20 protein-coding genes are annotated in these 16630 nt (G+C 70.3%); 14 read left to right on the top strand and 6 right to left on the bottom strand.

The window, feature by feature from the left end:
- Positions 1–4: 4 nt before the first annotated feature.
- Complete coding sequence (gene ftsY / locus ALSL_RS12015; RefSeq protein ID WP_126539499.1) at positions 5–1057, bottom strand: signal recognition particle-docking protein FtsY; 1053 nt, start codon at positions 1055–1057, stop codon at positions 5–7.
- 72 nt (positions 1058–1129) lie between these two features.
- Between ftsY and rsmD the strand changes: the two genes are divergently transcribed.
- The 6 genes from rsmD to ALSL_RS11985 are packed head-to-tail and all read left to right on the top strand — an operon-like array spanning position 1130 to position 5691.
- Entirely contained in the window at positions 1130–1699 is a 570-nt protein-coding gene (gene rsmD, locus ALSL_RS12010) for a 16S rRNA (guanine(966)-N(2))-methyltransferase RsmD (RefSeq protein WP_126539497.1), read from the top strand.
- A gap of 29 nt (positions 1700–1728) precedes the next feature.
- The gene (gene coaD, locus ALSL_RS12005; RefSeq protein ID WP_174928849.1) at positions 1729–2250 is read left to right on the top strand and encodes a pantetheine-phosphate adenylyltransferase; all 522 of its coding nucleotides are present in this window, start codon (positions 1729–1731) and stop codon (positions 2248–2250) included.
- A gap of 7 nt (positions 2251–2257) precedes the next feature.
- Positions 2258–2758 carry a hypothetical protein gene (locus ALSL_RS12000; RefSeq protein WP_126539495.1) on the top strand — a complete coding sequence of 167 codons (501 nt, stop codon included), beginning with the start codon at positions 2258–2260 and terminating at the stop codon, positions 2756–2758.
- A 56-nt stretch (positions 2759–2814) separates the two neighbouring features.
- Positions 2815–3075: a YfhL family 4Fe-4S dicluster ferredoxin gene (locus ALSL_RS11995; RefSeq protein ID WP_126539493.1), complete on the top strand. Its 261-nt coding sequence runs from the start codon at positions 2815–2817 to the stop codon at positions 3073–3075.
- Complete coding sequence (gene ggt, locus ALSL_RS11990; RefSeq protein ID WP_126539491.1) at positions 3072–4799, top strand: gamma-glutamyltransferase; 1728 nt, start codon at positions 3072–3074, stop codon at positions 4797–4799. Before ALSL_RS11995 ends, ggt begins: the two co-directional genes overlap by 4 nt.
- Before the next feature lie 55 nt (positions 4800–4854).
- On the top strand, positions 4855–5691 hold the full coding sequence (locus ALSL_RS11985; protein WP_126539489.1) for a TMEM43 family protein: 837 nt from the start codon (positions 4855–4857) through the stop codon (positions 5689–5691).
- 177 nt (positions 5692–5868) lie between these two features.
- On the opposite strand, the gene ALSL_RS11980 is transcribed toward ALSL_RS11985, so the two are convergent.
- From ALSL_RS11980 to ALSL_RS11960, 5 genes are all read right to left on the bottom strand, one after another.
- Positions 5869–7122 carry an EAL and HDOD domain-containing protein gene (locus ALSL_RS11980; RefSeq protein ID WP_231700224.1) on the bottom strand — a complete coding sequence of 418 codons (1254 nt, stop codon included), beginning with the start codon at positions 7120–7122 and terminating at the stop codon, positions 5869–5871.
- Between the two features lie 44 nt (positions 7123–7166).
- Complete coding sequence (locus ALSL_RS11975) at positions 7167–7604, bottom strand: flagella synthesis protein FlgN (RefSeq protein ID WP_126539487.1); 438 nt, start codon at positions 7602–7604, stop codon at positions 7167–7169.
- Positions 7601–7936 carry a flagellar biosynthesis anti-sigma factor FlgM gene (gene flgM, locus ALSL_RS11970; protein WP_126539485.1) on the bottom strand — a complete coding sequence of 112 codons (336 nt, stop codon included), beginning with the start codon at positions 7934–7936 and terminating at the stop codon, positions 7601–7603. The genes ALSL_RS11975 and flgM overlap by 4 nt, the downstream gene beginning before the upstream one ends.
- An 80-nt stretch (positions 7937–8016) precedes the next feature.
- The gene (gene flgA, locus ALSL_RS11965) at positions 8017–8703 is read right to left on the bottom strand and encodes a flagellar basal body P-ring formation chaperone FlgA (RefSeq protein ID WP_126539483.1); all 687 of its coding nucleotides are present in this window, start codon (positions 8701–8703) and stop codon (positions 8017–8019) included.
- Between the two features lie 5 nt (positions 8704–8708).
- Positions 8709–10019: a methyl-accepting chemotaxis protein gene (locus tag ALSL_RS11960; protein WP_126539481.1), complete on the bottom strand. Its 1311-nt coding sequence runs from the start codon at positions 10017–10019 to the stop codon at positions 8709–8711.
- Positions 10020–10447: 428 nt separating this feature from the next.
- Here ALSL_RS11960 and flgB point away from each other — a divergent pair, with 428 nt between their 5' ends.
- The 8 genes from flgB to ALSL_RS11920 are packed head-to-tail and all read left to right on the top strand — an operon-like array spanning position 10448 to position 16626.
- Complete coding sequence (gene flgB / locus ALSL_RS11955) at positions 10448–10849, top strand: flagellar basal body rod protein FlgB (RefSeq protein WP_126539479.1); 402 nt, start codon at positions 10448–10450, stop codon at positions 10847–10849.
- Complete coding sequence (gene flgC / locus ALSL_RS11950; protein ID WP_126539477.1) at positions 10846–11274, top strand: flagellar basal body rod protein FlgC; 429 nt, start codon at positions 10846–10848, stop codon at positions 11272–11274. The genes flgB and flgC overlap by 4 nt, the downstream gene beginning before the upstream one ends.
- Before the next feature lie 24 nt (positions 11275–11298).
- Positions 11299–11973 (top strand): flagellar hook assembly protein FlgD, encoded by a 675-nt coding sequence (locus tag ALSL_RS11945; protein WP_126539475.1) that lies wholly within the window; start codon positions 11299–11301, stop codon positions 11971–11973.
- 33 nt (positions 11974–12006) lie between these two features.
- Positions 12007–13230, top strand: coding sequence for a flagellar hook protein FlgE (gene flgE, locus ALSL_RS11940; RefSeq protein ID WP_126539473.1), 1224 nt, complete (start codon positions 12007–12009; stop codon positions 13228–13230).
- A gap of 28 nt (positions 13231–13258) precedes the next feature.
- Positions 13259–13999 carry a flagellar basal-body rod protein FlgF gene (flgF, locus tag ALSL_RS11935; protein WP_126539471.1) on the top strand — a complete coding sequence of 247 codons (741 nt, stop codon included), beginning with the start codon at positions 13259–13261 and terminating at the stop codon, positions 13997–13999.
- Positions 14000–14027: 28 nt separating this feature from the next.
- Positions 14028–14813 (top strand): flagellar basal-body rod protein FlgG, encoded by a 786-nt coding sequence (gene flgG, locus ALSL_RS11930; RefSeq protein WP_126539469.1) that lies wholly within the window; start codon positions 14028–14030, stop codon positions 14811–14813.
- Positions 14814–14818: 5 nt separating this feature from the next.
- The gene (gene flgH / locus ALSL_RS11925; protein WP_126539467.1) at positions 14819–15499 is read left to right on the top strand and encodes a flagellar basal body L-ring protein FlgH; all 681 of its coding nucleotides are present in this window, start codon (positions 14819–14821) and stop codon (positions 15497–15499) included.
- Positions 15499–16626, top strand: a complete 1128-nt coding sequence (locus tag ALSL_RS11920; protein ID WP_126539465.1) for a flagellar basal body P-ring protein FlgI — start codon at positions 15499–15501, stop codon at positions 16624–16626. Before flgH ends, ALSL_RS11920 begins: the two co-directional genes overlap by 1 nt.
- Positions 16627–16630: the final 4 nt, after the last annotated feature.

Below are 16630 nucleotides of genomic sequence, written 5' to 3'. Positions count from 1 at the left end.
CAGACTAGCCCTGGCCGAGCCGATCCGGCAGCAGGCCGTCGACATAGGCCTCGGCATCGAAGGGCTGCAGGTCGGTCGCCTGCTCGCCGAGGCCGACGAAGCGGATCGGCAGCCCGAACTCGCGGGCCAGCGCGAACACCACGCCGCCCTTGGCGGTGCCGTCGAGCTTGGTGACGACGAGGCCGGTGACGCCGACCAGCTGGCGGAACTGGCGCACCTGGCTCAGCGCGTTCTGGCCGGTGGTGCCGTCGATCACCATCAGCACCTCGTGCGGCGCGTCCGGGTCGAGCTTCTTCAGCACGCGGGCGATCTTGGACAGCTCGTCCATCAGCCCGCCCTGCGTGTGCAGCCGGCCGGCGGTGTCGGCGATCAGCACGTCGGCGCCGCGCGAGCGCGCGGCCTGCAGCGCATCGAAGATCACGCTGGCGGCATCGGCGCCCTGGCCCTGCGCGATCACCGGCACGCCGTTGCGCTCGCCCCAGGTCTTGAGCTGCTCGACCGCGGCGGCACGGAAGGTGTCGCCGGCGGCGAGCAGCACCTCGCGGCCTTCGTCGCGCCAGCGCCGCGCGAGTTTGCCGATCGTCGTGGTCTTGCCCACGCCATTGATGCCGACCACCAGCACCACGAAGGGTTTGGCGCCGTCCGGCCGTAGCGGCTGCTGCACGGGCGCGAGCCTGGCGACCAGCGCCTGGCGCAACGCGGCGAGCAGGGCGTCGGCATCGGCGAACTCGCGCTTGTGCATGCGCCGGCGCAGATCCTCGACCAGCGCGCTGCTGGTTTCCACGCCGACGTCGGCGCCGATCAGCGTGGTTTCCAGCTCGTCCAGCAGCTCGTCGTCGAGTTTGGGATGCCGGGTGAAGAGTGCGGACAGGCCGCGCGCGAAGGCGCTGCCGGACAGCCGCTCGCGCCAGCCGCGCTTGGCGGGTGCGGGCGGGGCGGCCGGTGTCGCGGCCGTCGATGTCTGCGGTGTGGCGGGTGCTTGCGCTGCGGGCGCCGGCGACGCCTCCGGTTGTCCGGCCTCGCCTTCGGCCGGTTTCTTTTTCCAGAACTTGAGCATGGCTCGTCTGCGACAATTCAAAGACTATGGCCGGATGCTAGCACCGGCTGCCGAACCGTCAGCTGAGGACGCATGAAGCCCGCTCCAGGCCGCATCCGCATCATCGCCGGCCGTCTGCGCAACTCGCGATTGGAGGTGCCCGACCTGCCGGGACTGCGCCCCACGCCCGAACGGGTGCGCGAGACGCTGTTCAACTGGCTGGCGCCGGTCATCGCCGGCGCGCGCGTGCTCGATCTGTGCGCGGGGACCGGTGCGCTCGGCATCGAGGCGCTTTCGCGCGGCGCCGCGCAGGCGCAGTTCGTCGAGCCCGAGCCGCGCGCGGCGCAAGCCCTGCGCGCGAACCTGGCGCGGCTGCAGCTGGACGCGCCGGTGGCGGGGACGGATGCGGCGCGCTTCCTCGCCGACGCGCCACGATCGTTCGACGTGGTGTTCCTCGATCCGCCGTTCACGGCCGAATTGTGGGAGCCGCTCGCCGCGGCACTGGAACGCGGCTGGCTCGCACCGGACGCGTGGATCCACGTCGAATCGCCGCGCGGGCACGTGCCGCGCCTGCCCGCGACCTGGCGCCTGCATCGCGAAGGCCACGCCGGCAGCGTGCGCCATGCGCTCTATCGCCGCTCCCCGGAGCTTCCGTTAAGCTAGGGCTTATATTTACGCCAGACGTGCCGCCCGTGAGCCATCCGCCGATCAACAAGCGTCTAGCCGTCTATCCGGGCACTTTCGATCCGATCACCAACGGCCATAGCGATCTCGTCAGCCGCGCCGCGCCGCTGTTCGACCGCATCGTGGTGGCGGTGGCCGAGAGCCCGAACAAGGGCCGGGGGCCGGGCTTCAGTCTCGACGAGCGCATCGCGCTGGCCAGGCTGGCGCTGGCCGACCTGCCCAACGTCGAGGTGCGCGGCTTCGACTGCCTGCTCGCCAGCCTGGTCGCCGAACTCGGCGCCGGCGTGATCCTGCGCGGCCTGCGCGCGGTGTCGGATTTCGAATACGAGTTCCAGCTCGCCAGCATGAACCGGCACCTGATCCCGCAGGCCGAGACCCTGTTCCTGACCCCGGCCGAGCAGTACAGCTTCATTTCGTCCACGCTGGTGCGCGAGATCGGTCGCCTGGGCGGCGACATCGCCGGCTTCGTGCACCCGGCCGTCCAACAAGCCATGCGGCAACGCTGGCGTCATCAATCCACAGAGGGGTGATTTGCACATGCGCAAGATCGTATTGACCGCCGCGTTCGCGCTTTCGGCCGCCGTGCTGCTCGGTGCCTGTTCCAAGCAGGAGGATCAGGCCCAGCAGACCGCACAGACGCAGAAGGTGAGCAAGCCCAGCGACCCGAACGACAACAAGGCCTGGGGCGCCTACCTCGGCCAGATCGTGCAGCAGAACATGCAGGGCATGAGCGCCGACCGCCCGTATGCGTATCTGGTGCCGGCCGGCGACGACGACGAGTCCAAGGCCCGCTACGACCGCCAGCTGCAGCAGGTGCAGGACGTCGTCGCCCGCACGGTGACGCCGGGCAACCTGCTCGCCTTCGGCGGCCCCAATTCGGCCAAGACCGCCGATTTCGTGATCGAGGCCTTCAAGGACGCCAAGCCCGGCTCGTTCAAGGACGTGATCGTGGTGGTGATCGGCGATGCCGCCGACAAGGACCGGGTGACCGCGGCGCTGCAGCCGACCGGCGCCACGCTCCGCTACGTGACCTGGTGAGGCATCCGCGTGCGGCCGCGAAGCCCCGAGCATCGCGGCCGCACGCCAAGGCTGGCATGGCGCTCAAGATCCTAGACACCTGCGTCAACTGCGACGTCTGCGAGCCGGTCTGCCCGAACCGGGCGATCGCGCTCGGCGAGGAGTACTACCTGATCGACCCGGCGCGCTGCACCGAATGCGTCGGCCATTTCGACGAGCCGCAATGCGTGGCGGTGTGTCCGGTCGAGTGCATCGTCACCGATCCGGAACACGCCGAGAGCCGCGAGCGGCTGGAATTCAAATACCGCCTGCTCACTGCCGAGGAAAGCCGCGCATGAATCTGTTCTCGCGTCTCAAGGGAACCGCCCTGCTGCTGGGCCTGCTGCTGGTCGCACCGGGCGCCGCCTGGGCGGATGTCAAGGCCCCGGCGCAGCCGGCGTCGCCGACCCTCGTCGCCGGCAAACCCGGACATGCCGCCGTCGCCAGCGCCAACTTCATCGCCACCCATGCCGGGCTCGAAGTGCTCGCCAAGGGCGGCAACGCCTTCGACGCGGCGGTCGCCGTGGCGTCCACGCTGTCGGTGGTGGAGCCGGAAAGTTCGGGCCTGGGCGGCGGCTTCATGGCGGTGCTGCGGCGCGCCGACGACGGCAAGGAGGTGTTCGTCGACGCGCGCGAGACCGCGCCGGCGGCGGTGCAGGCCAAGGACTACGTGAACCCCGACGGCAGTCCCAACCGCGACACCGCGCTCAACGGGCCGCTGTCGGCCGGCATCCCCGGTGCGCCGGCGGGGCTGGCGTGGCTGGCCGAGCACTATGGCCGGCTGCCGCTCAAGACCTCGCTGGCGCCGGCCATCCGCACCGCCCGCGAGGGCTTCGAGCCCGACCCGCGGCTGCGCAAGGCGATCGCCGACCGCGCACAGATCATCCGGCGCTGGCCGGCTTCGGCGGCCAAGTACCTGCCGGGCGGCCAGCCGCCGGCGGAAGGACGCAAGTGGCGCGATCCGGACCAGGCGCGCACGCTCGAGGCGCTGGCCGAGCACGGCCGCGACGGTTTCTATCGCGGCCCGGTGGCGGAGCATCTGGTGGATGCGGTGCGCAAAGCCGGCGGGCGCTGGACGCTGGAGGACCTGGCCGCCTACCAGGTCAAGGAGCGCGCGCCGATCGGCGTCGACTACCGCGGCTATCACATCGTCACCGCGCCGCCGCCGTCCTCCGGCGGCGTGGCGATCGCGCAGATCCTCAACATGCTCGCGGGATTCGACCTGGCGCACATGGACGGCGTGCAGCGCACCCACTACGTGATCGAGGCGATGCGGCGCGCCTTCCGCGACCACAACGACTACCTCGGCGACCCGGACTTCGTGAAGATGCCGCTGGACATGCTGCTGTCGCCGTACTACGCGGCGGGCCTCAGCCAGAGCATCCTGCCCGACCGCGCCACGCCCTCCTCGATGCTGCCGGTGACCTCGCTGTTCGATCCGGGCATGCACACCACGCATTTCTCGATCATCGACAAGGACGGCAACATGGTCGCGGTCACCTCGACGGTGAACTACGAGCTCGGCTCGGCGTTCGTCGCCGGCGACACCGGCGTGCTGCTCAACGACGAGATGGACGATTTCGCGCTGGTACCCGACGCGCCCAACGTATACGGCCTGCTGGGCAGCAAGGCCAATGCCCCGGCGCCCGGCAAGCGCATGCTCTCCTCGATGTCGCCCAGCCTGGTGCTCGGCAAGGACCGCTGCGCGGTGATCGGTTCGCCCGGCGGCTCGACCATCATCACCCAGGTGCTGGAAGGCATCCTCGCCTTCATCGACGGCGAGGACGCGGCGCAGATCGCCGCGCACAAGCGCTTCCACCATCAGTTCCTGCCGGACAAGGTCTTCGTCGAGGACGGCACCTTCGACGCCGCCACGGCCGAGGGGCTCAAGCGCATGGGTTACGAGCTCACCCCGCGCGAGTCGTGGGGCTTCATGAACGTGGTCACCTGGGACCTGCGCAGCAACCGTTTGGATGCCGCCAGCGACCCGCGCCGGCCGTCCGGGCTCGGCAAGGTGCAATGACCGCAGGCGGCCACGCGCCGCGGCATGGCCGCCCCGGCGCACTTAAGGACGCATCGTGAGACACCCGGCCTGGCTGCGTCCGCTTGCCGGTGCGGTACTGCTGCTGGCTGCCGCGCTGCTCCTGGTGTCGACCGAGCGCGGCGTGCAGCGCCACCGGGCGGTGCTGGCCCGGCATGGCGGAACCGCTGACGCCGCCGCGCCGGGCCTGCTGCGGGTCAGCGGCCCGATCGAGGTGGTCGGCGCGCCGCGCGATCCGCTGTTCGGGGTCGGCGCCGATGTGCCGCTGCTCTTGCGTCGGGTCGAGATGTTCCAGTGGCGGGAGGTCGCCGTCGACGGCACGGTCCATTACGAGCTCGACTGGGTCGATCATCCCCTCGACACGGGCGGATTCCGCCAGCCGGCCGGGCACGCCAATCCCGGGGCGTTTCTCGTCGATGGCGCGCGTTTCGAGGCGGCCGAAGTGCGCGTCGGCGGCTATCGCCTCGCCCCTGCACTGCGCCACGCCCTGCCAGGATTCGAAGACGTGGCGCCGCCGCCGGATGGCCAACTGCCGCCCAACCTGGTGGCGACCTTCAGCCGCGCGGGCGATTTCCTGTGCACCTGCGCACGCATGGACGCCGCGCGCCTGGGCGATCTGCGGGTCAGCTGGCGGGCGGTGCCGCGGCAGGTGGTGACGATACTGGCGCGAGCTGAAGATGGGCTGCTGGTGCCGGCCGGCGATGCGGCGACGGGTGACGGCTTCGAGGTCCAGGTGGGCGATCGTGCGCTGGAGGAACTGTTGCCGGAACTGCCGCCGTCACCGGCACACCCGTGGCTGCGGCGTGCGCTGGCCGCGGCGCTCGTGCTGGCGGCCGCGTGGCTGCTGCTCGGTCGGCGGCGTGCGGGCAGATAGCGGGCTGGCCGTCACGGGAGTCTGGCTTGCCGCCGGCGAGGACGTGGCCAGATCCGCCGACGCGGGCGACGCGCTGGTGGCGGCTCGCGATGCCCACGGGCCTGGCCCTTGGACGGGCAGCGGACGGCTAGACGTCTAGACGTCTATGCTGCCGGCCGTGCGGATTGCCGCGTGGGATCAGTGCGGCTGCACGTCGGCGTGGGCGTAGACCTGATCGGCCCACTGGGTGGATTCCAGATAGATGCTGGCCAGGCGCTGGATGCGTTGCGGCGTCTGTCCGGAGAGCATGCCGCACTCCCAGGCGTGCACCTGATCGAGCAGCGCGGCATAGGGACCGCGTTTTTCGACCAGCGCCTCGACGATCTCGCGGGCGAGCGGCAGTTGTTCGAGGATGGTTTCCATCGGCACGCACATCAGCGTGTCGAGCAGCGAGAACAAGCCGACGGTGAAGGCCAGCTCGCGACGGTCGCGCGGCAGGCCGTCGGCCTCGGCCAGGCGCTCGCACATTTGCGCGCGGATCAGCGCGGCGCGCAGGAGTTCCGGCGGCCGGTCGTCCATGCCGCCGAGCGCCATGGTGTAGATCCAGTTGCGCATCCGGGTGACGCCGAAATAGATCGCCGCCTGCTGCACCGACTTGAATTGCCGCGGCAGGGCGAAGTACGCCGAGTTCACGCAGGAAAGCAGCTTGAAGCTCAGCACAGCGTCGTCGCGGATGATCTCGCCGAGTTCGACCGGACCGGGGTTGTTTTCGGTGAGCGTGCGCATCAGCCGCAGGATGCTGAGCCGGTTGGCGGTGAGCACCGGCACGTCGACCTTTTCCGGCAGGAACAGGTAGCGGCCCTGGATGGCGTGCAGCGGCAGGGCGAGGCAGCGCTGGTAGGTGGCGTGGTCGTCGACCTGACCGGCGATCACCCAGATGCCGCGCTCATGCAGGCGCTGGCTGCGCTCGAGCAGGTCATCCGGCTCCAGCCGGCTGGCATCCAGGCGCACGAACTGGACCATCTGCAGCAGGGCCTCCAGCCGCGCACTGCCGTGCAGCGGCGAATCGCCGGCGTCGAGCAGCAGCAGGCAGCCGCGCTGGGCGAGCTGGCGCAGGCGGTCGAGCAGTTCCAGATCGTCGGCGGCCTGCGGCTGGACGATCACCCCGAAGCGCGGCTGGTGCAGCAGCACGTCGGTCTGTTCGAGCAGGATCTCGCGGGTGAGGTTGAGGAAGGTCCGGCTGCCGCGCACCAGTCCGGACAATGTGCCGTCGGTGAGGGTGGCCAGCAGCCGGTGCATGAGTTCGGCCGTGTCGGTGGCGCCGAGCTGGAAGACCAGCTCATAGGCGAACAGCTGGCGGTCCTGGTCCAGCATCGGGATGCGCACGACCGGCAGCGGCTGGCCGGCGAGCGCAGGCGCGGGCGGTTGGCTGGGGCCGGGGTTGGCGGACATGTGCTCGCTCATCATGGTCGGTCGTCTGCGGCAGTGGCTGGCGGTCAGGCGCGGGCGCGCATCTGCACGCGCGCCGAGGGCTCGAGGCCGCCGCCGCGTCCGTAGGTGCCTGGTTCGGGTTCGCCCGTCAGTACCGCGAGCGCGCGTCGCACCTGGGTCAGCCGCTGGCCGACCAGCGCGCCGTTGCGCAGATTGCGTTCCTGGCACAGCGCGAGCAGGCGCAAGACCTCGCTCCAGCCCGTTGGTTCGGCCGACGCGGGCGCCATCGACTGGAGCTGGCGCCGTTCGGCCTCGTGCAGCTCCAGCGCCTGCATCAAGGCTTGCTTGCGGTTGCCGGCGTGGTCGAGCGCGAGCACGTCCGCAGCGGTGAGCGCCGCGTGCTCCGCATCGAGCACGGTGGCAAGTTCCGTGGCGGCCGCGCGCATGTCCGCGACGACGGCGGCGAGCGCGTCAGCCAGACCGGGCGGCGCCGGCGTGCTCATGGCTGGCTGCTGCCCTTGGTCGCGCCGAGCTGGGCGTCGAGCGAGAGCATGCGGTCGGCGATCCGTGCCGGGTCGACCTTGTAGCTGCCGTCGGCGAGTGCCTGGCGGATCTTCTCCACCCGCTGGGTGTCGATGGCGGCGCCGTCGGTGGTCTTGGCGGCCTCCTGCAGGGCGCGCGCCGAATCGGTGAGCTCGACGCGGTCGCCGGCCTTGGCGGCCACGCCCGCGCTTTCGCCGGCATGGCCCGGCGCGCCGGAGGCTGCCGCGCCGCTCTGTGGGGTGGCGGGCTGCGGCAGGATGGGACGGCCATTGTTCTGGATGGTGGTGTTCATCGTCCGCTCTTTTGCGTGCGTGATGCCGTGTCAGGTGAAGGAATCGGCCGTGTCACGGGGAACTTTAGCCTGCCGCGGCATCATGGCAGCGCCACGGCGAGGCCGGGACCGCGGACCTCGGCGTCGATGATGCGGCCCGAGGTGTCGTTGCGTACCCGCAGGCGCGCGCCGCTGTCGCCGCTGCCGAGCGCGACGCCGCGGGCGCGCACGGCGATGCCGCCCTCCTCGGCGAGGACTTCGATGTGATCGCCGGCGCGCACCATCTGGCGACCGCCGAGCGCCGCGGGAGTGAGCACCGCGCCGGCGGCCAGCGGCCGGGCAAGGCTGCGGCCGGCAAGTTGCTCGGGCGACTCCAGCCAGCCATAGCCAAGCCGGGTGACGTCGCGCAGCTCGCTGTGCACGTCGCCGGCGCCGACACCGTCGCCGCGGGCGAGGGTGTGGTTGGCGACGAGCACCGGCCGATACAGCTTGAGGGCGACCGGCACCCGCAGCTCCCAGCCGCCGGGCGCCGGGCAGCGCACCACCACGCTCATGCGCGGCGCCGGGCGGGCCTCGCCGGGCAGGCCGGCGACCAGCGGCACGGCGCAGTCGGCCGGCTGGCGCCGCGGATCCAGCGGCAGCGGCGTGGTTTCCACCCGGCCGTCGGCTTGCGCGAAACGCTGGCGCAGCCAGTCGGCGGCCAATCCGCGCGCCTGCTGCAGCGTGTCGGCCCGTGCCGGCAGGGCGGCGAGCAGGGCGAGGAGAGGGACGAGGCGCAGGTGCCGCATGACGATCAGCCGCCGATGTCGTTGAGCACGCTGGCGAGCTGGTTCACCAGCGCCTCGCGCTCGGCTTCGAGCTCGCGCGAGGCCTGCTGGGCCTGTTCGAGCCGCCCCTCGCACAACAGGCCGACGAAGGTGCCGCCCTGTTCGCCGAGCCGGGCCCCGGCTTCGGCCAGCGCCTGCGCGGCGGGGTGGTCGGCGTGGCGTGCGGCCAGCCGTTCCAGGCTGTGCTGCAGGGCGCGGGTGTCGAACCAGCGCCGGTCCAGCGCGGTCGGCTCCTTGAGCGCGAGCTCCATCGCCTGGCGGATGCCCTGCGCCGCCTCGCGGATGGCCAGGCTCAGGCTGGCCGGATCGGTGGCGTCGTCGCGGTCCAGCCAGTCCAGGGCCAGATGATGGGCGAGCAGGGCGGCGCGGTGCAGCACCTCGGCTTGCCGGCAGGCTTCCGCGGCGCGGCGCTTGAGCGCGCCCAGCGCGGCCTGGGCGGCGGTGGCGCGGGCGTGCTGGGCGTCCTGACTGCGCTGCAATGTGGCGACGCGATCGGTGGCCAGGCGCAATGCGCTCTCACCCTCGCGCTGCCGCTGGCCGACCTGGCCGAGGCTGTCCTGGGCGCGGCCGAGCCGCTGCAGGCCCTGCTGCACGTCGCCGTCGAGCTGCAGCGAGAACTCGCCGATCGAGCCGGTCATGGTCTCGATCTCATCGGTGGCCTGGGCGGTCTTTTCCGCCAGCTGCTTGACCTCGTCGGCGACCACCGCGAATCCGCGCCCGGCCTCGCCCGCGCGGGCCGCCTCGATCGCCGCGTTCAGCGCCACCAGATTGGTCTGGTGGGCGATCTCCTGCACGCTGGCGGTGAGCCGGCGGATCTGCGCCACCTGTTCGGCCAGGCGGCTCTGGTTGCGGTTCATCGCCGCCAGCGCATTGCGCAGCAGGCGCAGCTGGGCGTCCAGGTCGCCGATGCCGGCGCCATTGGCCTGGTTGGCCTGGGTGGCGTTGGCGAGCGCGGCGGCGACCTGGTTCAGCGCCGTCGAGATTCCGGCGCTGCCGTCCGTCAAGCGGCCGACGCTGTCGCGGCTTTCCTGCGCGGCCTTGTCCAAGGCCTCCTGCTCGCGGGCCAGCTGCTGCGCGGCGTTGAGCACCAATGACTGCTGTTCCAGCACCGGCAGGGCGCTGGCCGCCGCGCCGCGGGCATCGCGGGCCTCCAGGAGCGGCGCCAGCGCGCGGGCGATCTGCGGGTGTTCGCGGCGCAGCGCGTCCAGACGCGCCTCGTCGCCGGCGGCGGCGGCTTCGGCGAAGGCGGCAAGGTGCTGGCTGCGGATCAGGCTCATGGTGTCGTCGCGCTTCCGGATGCAAGGGTGGAAATCTTCGCGGCATCGGCCGCGGATGGCGAAACTTGAAGAAGCAAACCGCGTGCCACTGGCCCGTCAAACGCTTGGTGCCGCACTGCTGGCGGGGAGGCCAAGCCGGGCGTCGGCCAGGGGAAGTCCACGGCAATGGCCGTGGGGCCGGGCCAGCCCTGCAGTGCCGCGTGGCGCGCGCCGGGCCGATTTTCCGGATACGGGTCGACAGCGCCATGCAGCCGGCGGTGTGACCGCCGTGAGGGGCGTCGATCCGCCGACGGCGCCATAAAACCGTCTCATCGCGCGGCCGCGGCAGCGGTCTGGCGGCGAAAACGCAGTGCCGTCAAGGCTTTGCCCATGCCTGGCACGCAACTTGCCAGAGGGTCCGGGCAAGAACCATTGGGCGGAGATCAGCCATGGGCGCATCCCTCGACAACCTGTTCGGCATCCACACCGCCGCCATGGACATATGGCAGCGCCGCAGCGAGCTTCTGGCCAACAACCTGGCCAATACCGACACGCCCGGCTTCAAGGCGCGCGACGTCGATTTCCGCAAGGCGCTGCAGGCCGTGAGCGGAACGTCGACGAACCTTGCGCTGGCGACGCCGAGCGCCGGGCAGATCGACCCGGGCACAGAGGCGCTGACGCGCACGGCCTGGCGGGTGCCGACCCAGCCCAGCATGGACGGCAACACCGTCGATCCGCACGTGGAACAGGCCGCCTTCGCCGGCAACACCGTGCACTACCAGGCCAGCCTGAGCTTCATCACCGCGCAGATCCACATGCTGCGCACCGCCTTGAGCTCCGACCAGTCATGAGCCTCTACAAGATCTTCGACATCGCCGGCAGCGGCATGGCCGCGCAGTCGCTGCGGCTCAACACGGTGGCCAGCAACCTGGCCAACGCCGACAGCGTCAGCGGCGATCCGGCCACCGCCTACCGTGCCCGCGAGCCGGTGTTCGCCACCCTCCACGAGCGCGCGCTGGGCGCGGCGCGGCAGGAGGCCGATGCCGGCGCCGGGGTGCGCACGCTCGGCATCACCGAGAGCCCGCTGCCGGTCAAGAGCAGTTACGAGCCGGGCAATCCGCTGGCCGACGCCAACGGCTATGTCTACGGCAGCAACGTCAACCCGATCGACGAGCTGGTCAACATGATCTCGGCCTCGCGCACCTACCAGAACGACGTCGAGGTCATGAATACCGCCAAGCAGCTGATGCTGAAGACGCTCGATCTCGGCAAGTAACGCCTTTTTGCGAGGAACCCAACCATGAGCAGCGTGAACCAGACCCAGGCCGCGACGGCGGCGAGCACGGCCAGTGCCGGCAGCGTCGCCAGCGCGGCCGCGACCGGCAGCATGAGCCAGGCCGATTTTTTGAAGCTGCTGACCACACAGCTGCAGACGCAGGATCCGACCCACCCGCTGGACAACTCGCAATTCGTCTCGCAGCTCGCCCAGTTCAGCCAGCTGGCCTCCACCCAGGAGCTGGCCAGCACCGTCGAGAGCCTGGGCGGGCAGATCACCAGCGCCCTGCAGACCTCGCAGGTGCTGGGATCGAGCAACCTGGTCGGTCGCCAGGTGCTGGTGCCCTCTAGCAGCCTCGCCTATGCCGGCAGCCCGACCAGCGGCGCGGTCAACGTGGCCAGCGCCGGCGATGTGGCGGTGGTGATCCGCGACGGCACCGGCAAGGTGGTGCGCACGCTGGATCTCGGTGCGCAACCGGCCGGGCTGGCCTCGTTCAGCTGGGACGGCCTGGACGACAGCGGCAAGCCGGTCGCCGCCGGCAGTTACCAGCTCGCCGCCGACAGCGGCGGCAGCGCGCTGTCCACCTACGTCGCCGGCACGGTCAGTGGCGTCGGCTACGGCGGCAGCAGCGTCGGCACGTACCTCGAGGTGGCCGGTGTGGGCGGCGTGCCGCTCAGTGCGGTCGCGCAGATCAACTGACCTAGCGGTCACTCAAACACAGGAATCGACATCATGGCGCTCAATCAGGCACTCAGCGGCATCAACGCGGCGCAGTCCGACCTCAACGTCATCGCCAACAACATCGCCAACGCCAACACCACCGGCTTCAAGGGATCGCGGGCGGAGTTCGCCGACGTCTACGCGGTCACCGGCATCAACCTGAGCGCGACCGCGGTGGGCGGCGGCGCCCGGCTGGTCGACGTGGCCCAGCAGTTCAAGCAGGGCGACATCCAGACCACCGGCAACAGCCTGGATCTGGCGATCAGCGGCAACGGTTTCTTCGTGGTCGACACCGGCAACGGCTATGCCTACACCCGTGCCGGCGCCTTCCATCAGGACAGCAGCGGCAACGTGGTCAATGCCGAGGGCTACAAGCTGCAGGGCTACCCCTACAGCACGGCCAGCGGCAGCTTCAACACCAGCACGCTGACCGACCTCAACCTCGTCACCGCGCAAAGCTCGGCCACCGCGACCGCCAATGTGAGCATCGCCGCCAATCTGCCGGCCGACGCCTCGGTGCCGACGGTGACGCCGTTCGATGCGGCCAATGCGTCGAGCTACAACAACTCCACTACGTTCACCGTCTACGACTCGCTGGGCACCGCCCATCAGGCCACCGCCTATTACGTCAAGACCAGCCCTGGCAACTGGGACGTGCACCTGGTGGTGGATGGGCAGGATGCCGGCACGAGTACGCTGACTTTCGACAGCGCCGGCAAGCTCTCCGCGCCGACGGACGGCAAGCGCGCCTTCAATTCGCTCACCTACCCCAACGGCGCCGCATCGCAGGCGCTGACGCTGGATTTTTCCAAGACCACCCAGTTCGGCACCGGCTACACGCCGGGCACGATCACCCAGGACGGCTACACCGCCGGCGCACTGGCCTCGATCGACATCGACAGCACCGGCGTGGTCACCGCCAATTATTCCAACGGCCAGAGCAGCAAGATCGGCCAGCTCGCCATCGCCAACTTCCAGAACCTGCAGGGGCTGCGCCAGCTCGGCAACGTGTGCTGGATGTCCAGCACCGATTCGGGCACGGCGGTGATGGGCACGGCCGGCAGCGGCCAGTACGGCAGCATCCAGTCCGGCTCGCTGGAGGAATCCAACACCAGCGACACCACCGAGCAGCTGGTCAACATGATCAAGGCCCAGCGCGACTACCAGGCCAACGCGCAGGTGCTGGCCACCGACAACACGCTGGCCTCCTCGCTGTTCAACGCCGTGTCGCGCTGATCACGGCGCTTCTCCTTGAGGGCTTGCCATGGACCGCTCCATCTACGTTGCCATGACCGGCGCCACGCAGATCCTGCGGGCGCAGGACGTGGCCAGCCACAACCTGGCCAACGCCAGCACCACCGGCTTCAAGAGCCAGCTGAGCGCGTTTACCAGTGTGCCGGTGCTGGGGCCGGGCAGCCCCGCGCGCATCAACGCGGTGGCGCAGGGGCTGGGGCGCGACGACAGTCAAGGCCCGCTCGACCACACCGGCCACGCGCTGGACGTGGCGGTGCGCGGTTCGGGCTGGATCGCCGTGCAGGCGCCGGACGGCAGCGAGGCCTACACCCGTGCCGGCAACCTCAAGCTCACCGCCGACGGCATGCTCACCGATGCCGCCGGCAATCCGGTGCTGGGCAACGGCGGGCCGATCTCGATTCCCGACAGCACCACGATCCGCATCGGCGTGGACGGCACCATCTCCAGCGTGCCGCTGGGGCAGGGGCCGGAGACGGCCTCGCAGATCGACCGCATCAAGCTGGTCGATCCCGATCCCGCGCAGCTGCAGGAAGGCGACGACAGCCTGCTGCATCTGGCCGGCGGCGGCAGCGCGGAGGCCGATCCCAACGTGCAGCTGGTGCCCGAGACGCTGGAGGGCAGCAACGTCAACCCGTCGAGCGCGCTGGTCGAAATGATCGGTCTGTCGCGCCAGTACGAGATGCAGGTGCGTTCGATCAAGACCGCCGAAGACAACGCCGGCGCGGCCACCAAGCTGCTCGCCGCAAGCTGATCCCTCACCGATTTTTACGGAGACTGCCGTGTTTTCATCCCTGTGGATCGCCAAGACCGGCCTCGATGCGCAGCAGACGCGCATGGACGCCATCTCCAACAACCTGGCCAACGCCAGCACCACCGGCTACAAGATCTCGCGGCCCGAGTTCCAGGACCTCATGTACCAGAACAAGGGCCAGCCCGGGGCGCAGACCACCGAGCAGACCCAGTCGCCCGCGGGGCTGCTGATCGGCACCGGCGTGCGCGTGGTCGGCAACGAGAAGCTGTTCACCCAGGGCGACGTCAGCCAGACCGGCAACAGCCTGGACGTGGCGATCCAGGGCCGCGGTTTCCTGCAGGTTTCGATGCCCGATGGCACCGTCGCCTACACCCGCGACGGCTCGCTGCATACCGATTCCAACGGTCAGCTGGTCACCGCCGACGGCTATCCCATCGAGCCGGCGATCACCCTGCCGCCCAACGTGCAGAGCATCACCATCGGCCGCGACGGCACGGTCAGCATCACCGCCAACGGCACCACCACGCCGCAGCAGGTGGGCCAATTGCAGCTGGCCGACTTCGTCAATGCCGGCGGGCTGCAGCCGATGGGGCAGAACCTTTATCTGGAGACCGCCTCCAGCGGCACGCCGCAGACCGGCCAGCCCGGCATCAACGGCATGGGCACCCTGCTGCAGGGCGCGCTGGAGTCCTCCAACGTCAACGTGGTGGAGGAGATGGTCAACATGATCGAGACCCAGCGCACCTACGAGATGAATTCCAAGGCGATCACCACCGTCGACCAGATGCTGCAGACCATCACCAACAAGACCTGACCGCCATGTCCCCCGTCGCCTTGCCGCGCCTTGCCGCGGCCCTCCTGCTCGCCACGCTCGCCGGCTGCGCCATGCAGCCCGAACGCGACGACGCCCAGTGGGCGCCCACCCTGCCGCCCGCATCCGCCACCCCGCCGCCGGCGGATGGCGCCATCTATCACGATGCCCAGGACATGGAGCTGTTCGCCGATGCGCGCGCGCATCGCGCCGGCGACGTCCTCACCATCGTGCTGGTCGAGAGCACCCAGGCCAGCAAGAAGGCCAGCACCAGCACCAGCAAGGACGACAAGAGCGCCTTCGACGCGCCGACCGTGCTCGGCCATACGCTCAAGGTCGGCGGCAAGGACGCCAACATCGCCACCCACGGCAACCGCAGCTTCGACGGCACCGGTTCGAGCAGCCAGAGCAACCAGCTCAATGGCGCGATCACCGTCACCGTGGCGCAGCGGCTGGCCAACGGCAGCCTGCTGGTCAAGGGCGAGAAATGGCTGACCATCAACCAGGGCCAGGAACTGATCCGCATCGCCGGCATCGTGCGTCCGCAGGACATCGGCCCGGACAACACCATCGAGTCGACCCGCGTGGCCGACGCCAAGATCTCCTACACCGGCCGCGGCAGCCTGGCCGACGCCAACACCATGGGCTGGCTGTCGCGTTTCTTCCTGTCCAAGTGGATGCCGTTCTGATGCGTACCGAACTTCCATCGCGATGGCTGCGTGCCGTCGGCCTGGCTTTCCTGGGTCTGGTCTGCGCGGGCACGGCGCGGGCGGACAAGATCCGCGATCTTGCCGCGGTGGGCGGCGTGCGCAGCAACCAGCTGGTCGGCTACGGGCTGGTGGTCGGCCTGGACGGCTCGGGCGACCAGACCACCCAGGTGCCGTTCACCACCCAGAGCCTGGAAAACATGCTGCAGCAGTTCGGCATCACCGTGCCGCCGGGCACGCGCTCGCAGCTCAAGAACGCCGCCGCGGTCACCGTCACCGCCGAGCTGCCGCCGTTCGCCAAGCCGGGGCAGGTGATCGACGTCACCGTGGCCTCGATCGGCAACGCCAAGAGCATCCGCGGCGGCGAGCTGCTGATGACCCCGCTGCGCGGCGCCGACGGCAACGTCTACGCGATCGCCCAGGGCAGCGTGGTGGTGGGTGGCGTGAGCGCGCAGGGCAAGAGCGGCTCCAGCGTGCAGGTGAACATTTCCGCCAGCGGCCGCATTCCGGCCGGGGCCACCGTCGAGCGCAGCGTGCCGAGTGCGTTTTCCAGCGGCGGCGATCTCACGCTCAACCTCAACGCGCCGGATTTCACCACCGCCACGCGGGTGGCGCGGGCGATCAACCAGGCCTACGGCGCCGGCACCGCGCAGGCGATCGACGGCGCCACCATCGCCGTGCGAGGGCCGCAGGACCCCAGCCAGAAGGTGGCCTGGCTGGGCGCGATCCAGGATCTGGACGTCACCCCCGGCGAGGCGCCGGCGCGGGTGGTGGTCAATTCACGCACCGGCACGGTGGTGATCGGTTCGGACGTGCGGGTGACCGCCGCTGCCGTGGCGCACGGCTCGATCCAGGTCTCGATCAGCGAGCAGCCCCTGGTCAGCCAGCCCGCGCCCTTCTCGCGTGGCGGCCAGACCGTGGTGGTGCCGAGCAGCAGCGTGCAGGTGAGCGAGAACGGCGGCCACATGTTCAAGTTCGGCCCCGGCGTGAGCCTGGACGCCATCGTCCGCGCGGTGAACCAGGTCGGTGCCGCGCCCAGCGATCTCATCTCCATCCTGCAGGCGCTCAAGCAGGCCGGCGCGCTGCATGCGGAGCTGGTGGTGATCTGAACGC

The organism is Aerosticca soli, assembly GCF_003967035.1.
Lineage (GTDB): Bacteria > Pseudomonadota > Gammaproteobacteria > Xanthomonadales > Rhodanobacteraceae > Aerosticca > Aerosticca soli.
Note: the sequence above shows the minus strand (reverse complement) of the source record. Positions and strands in the feature narration are given on the sequence as shown.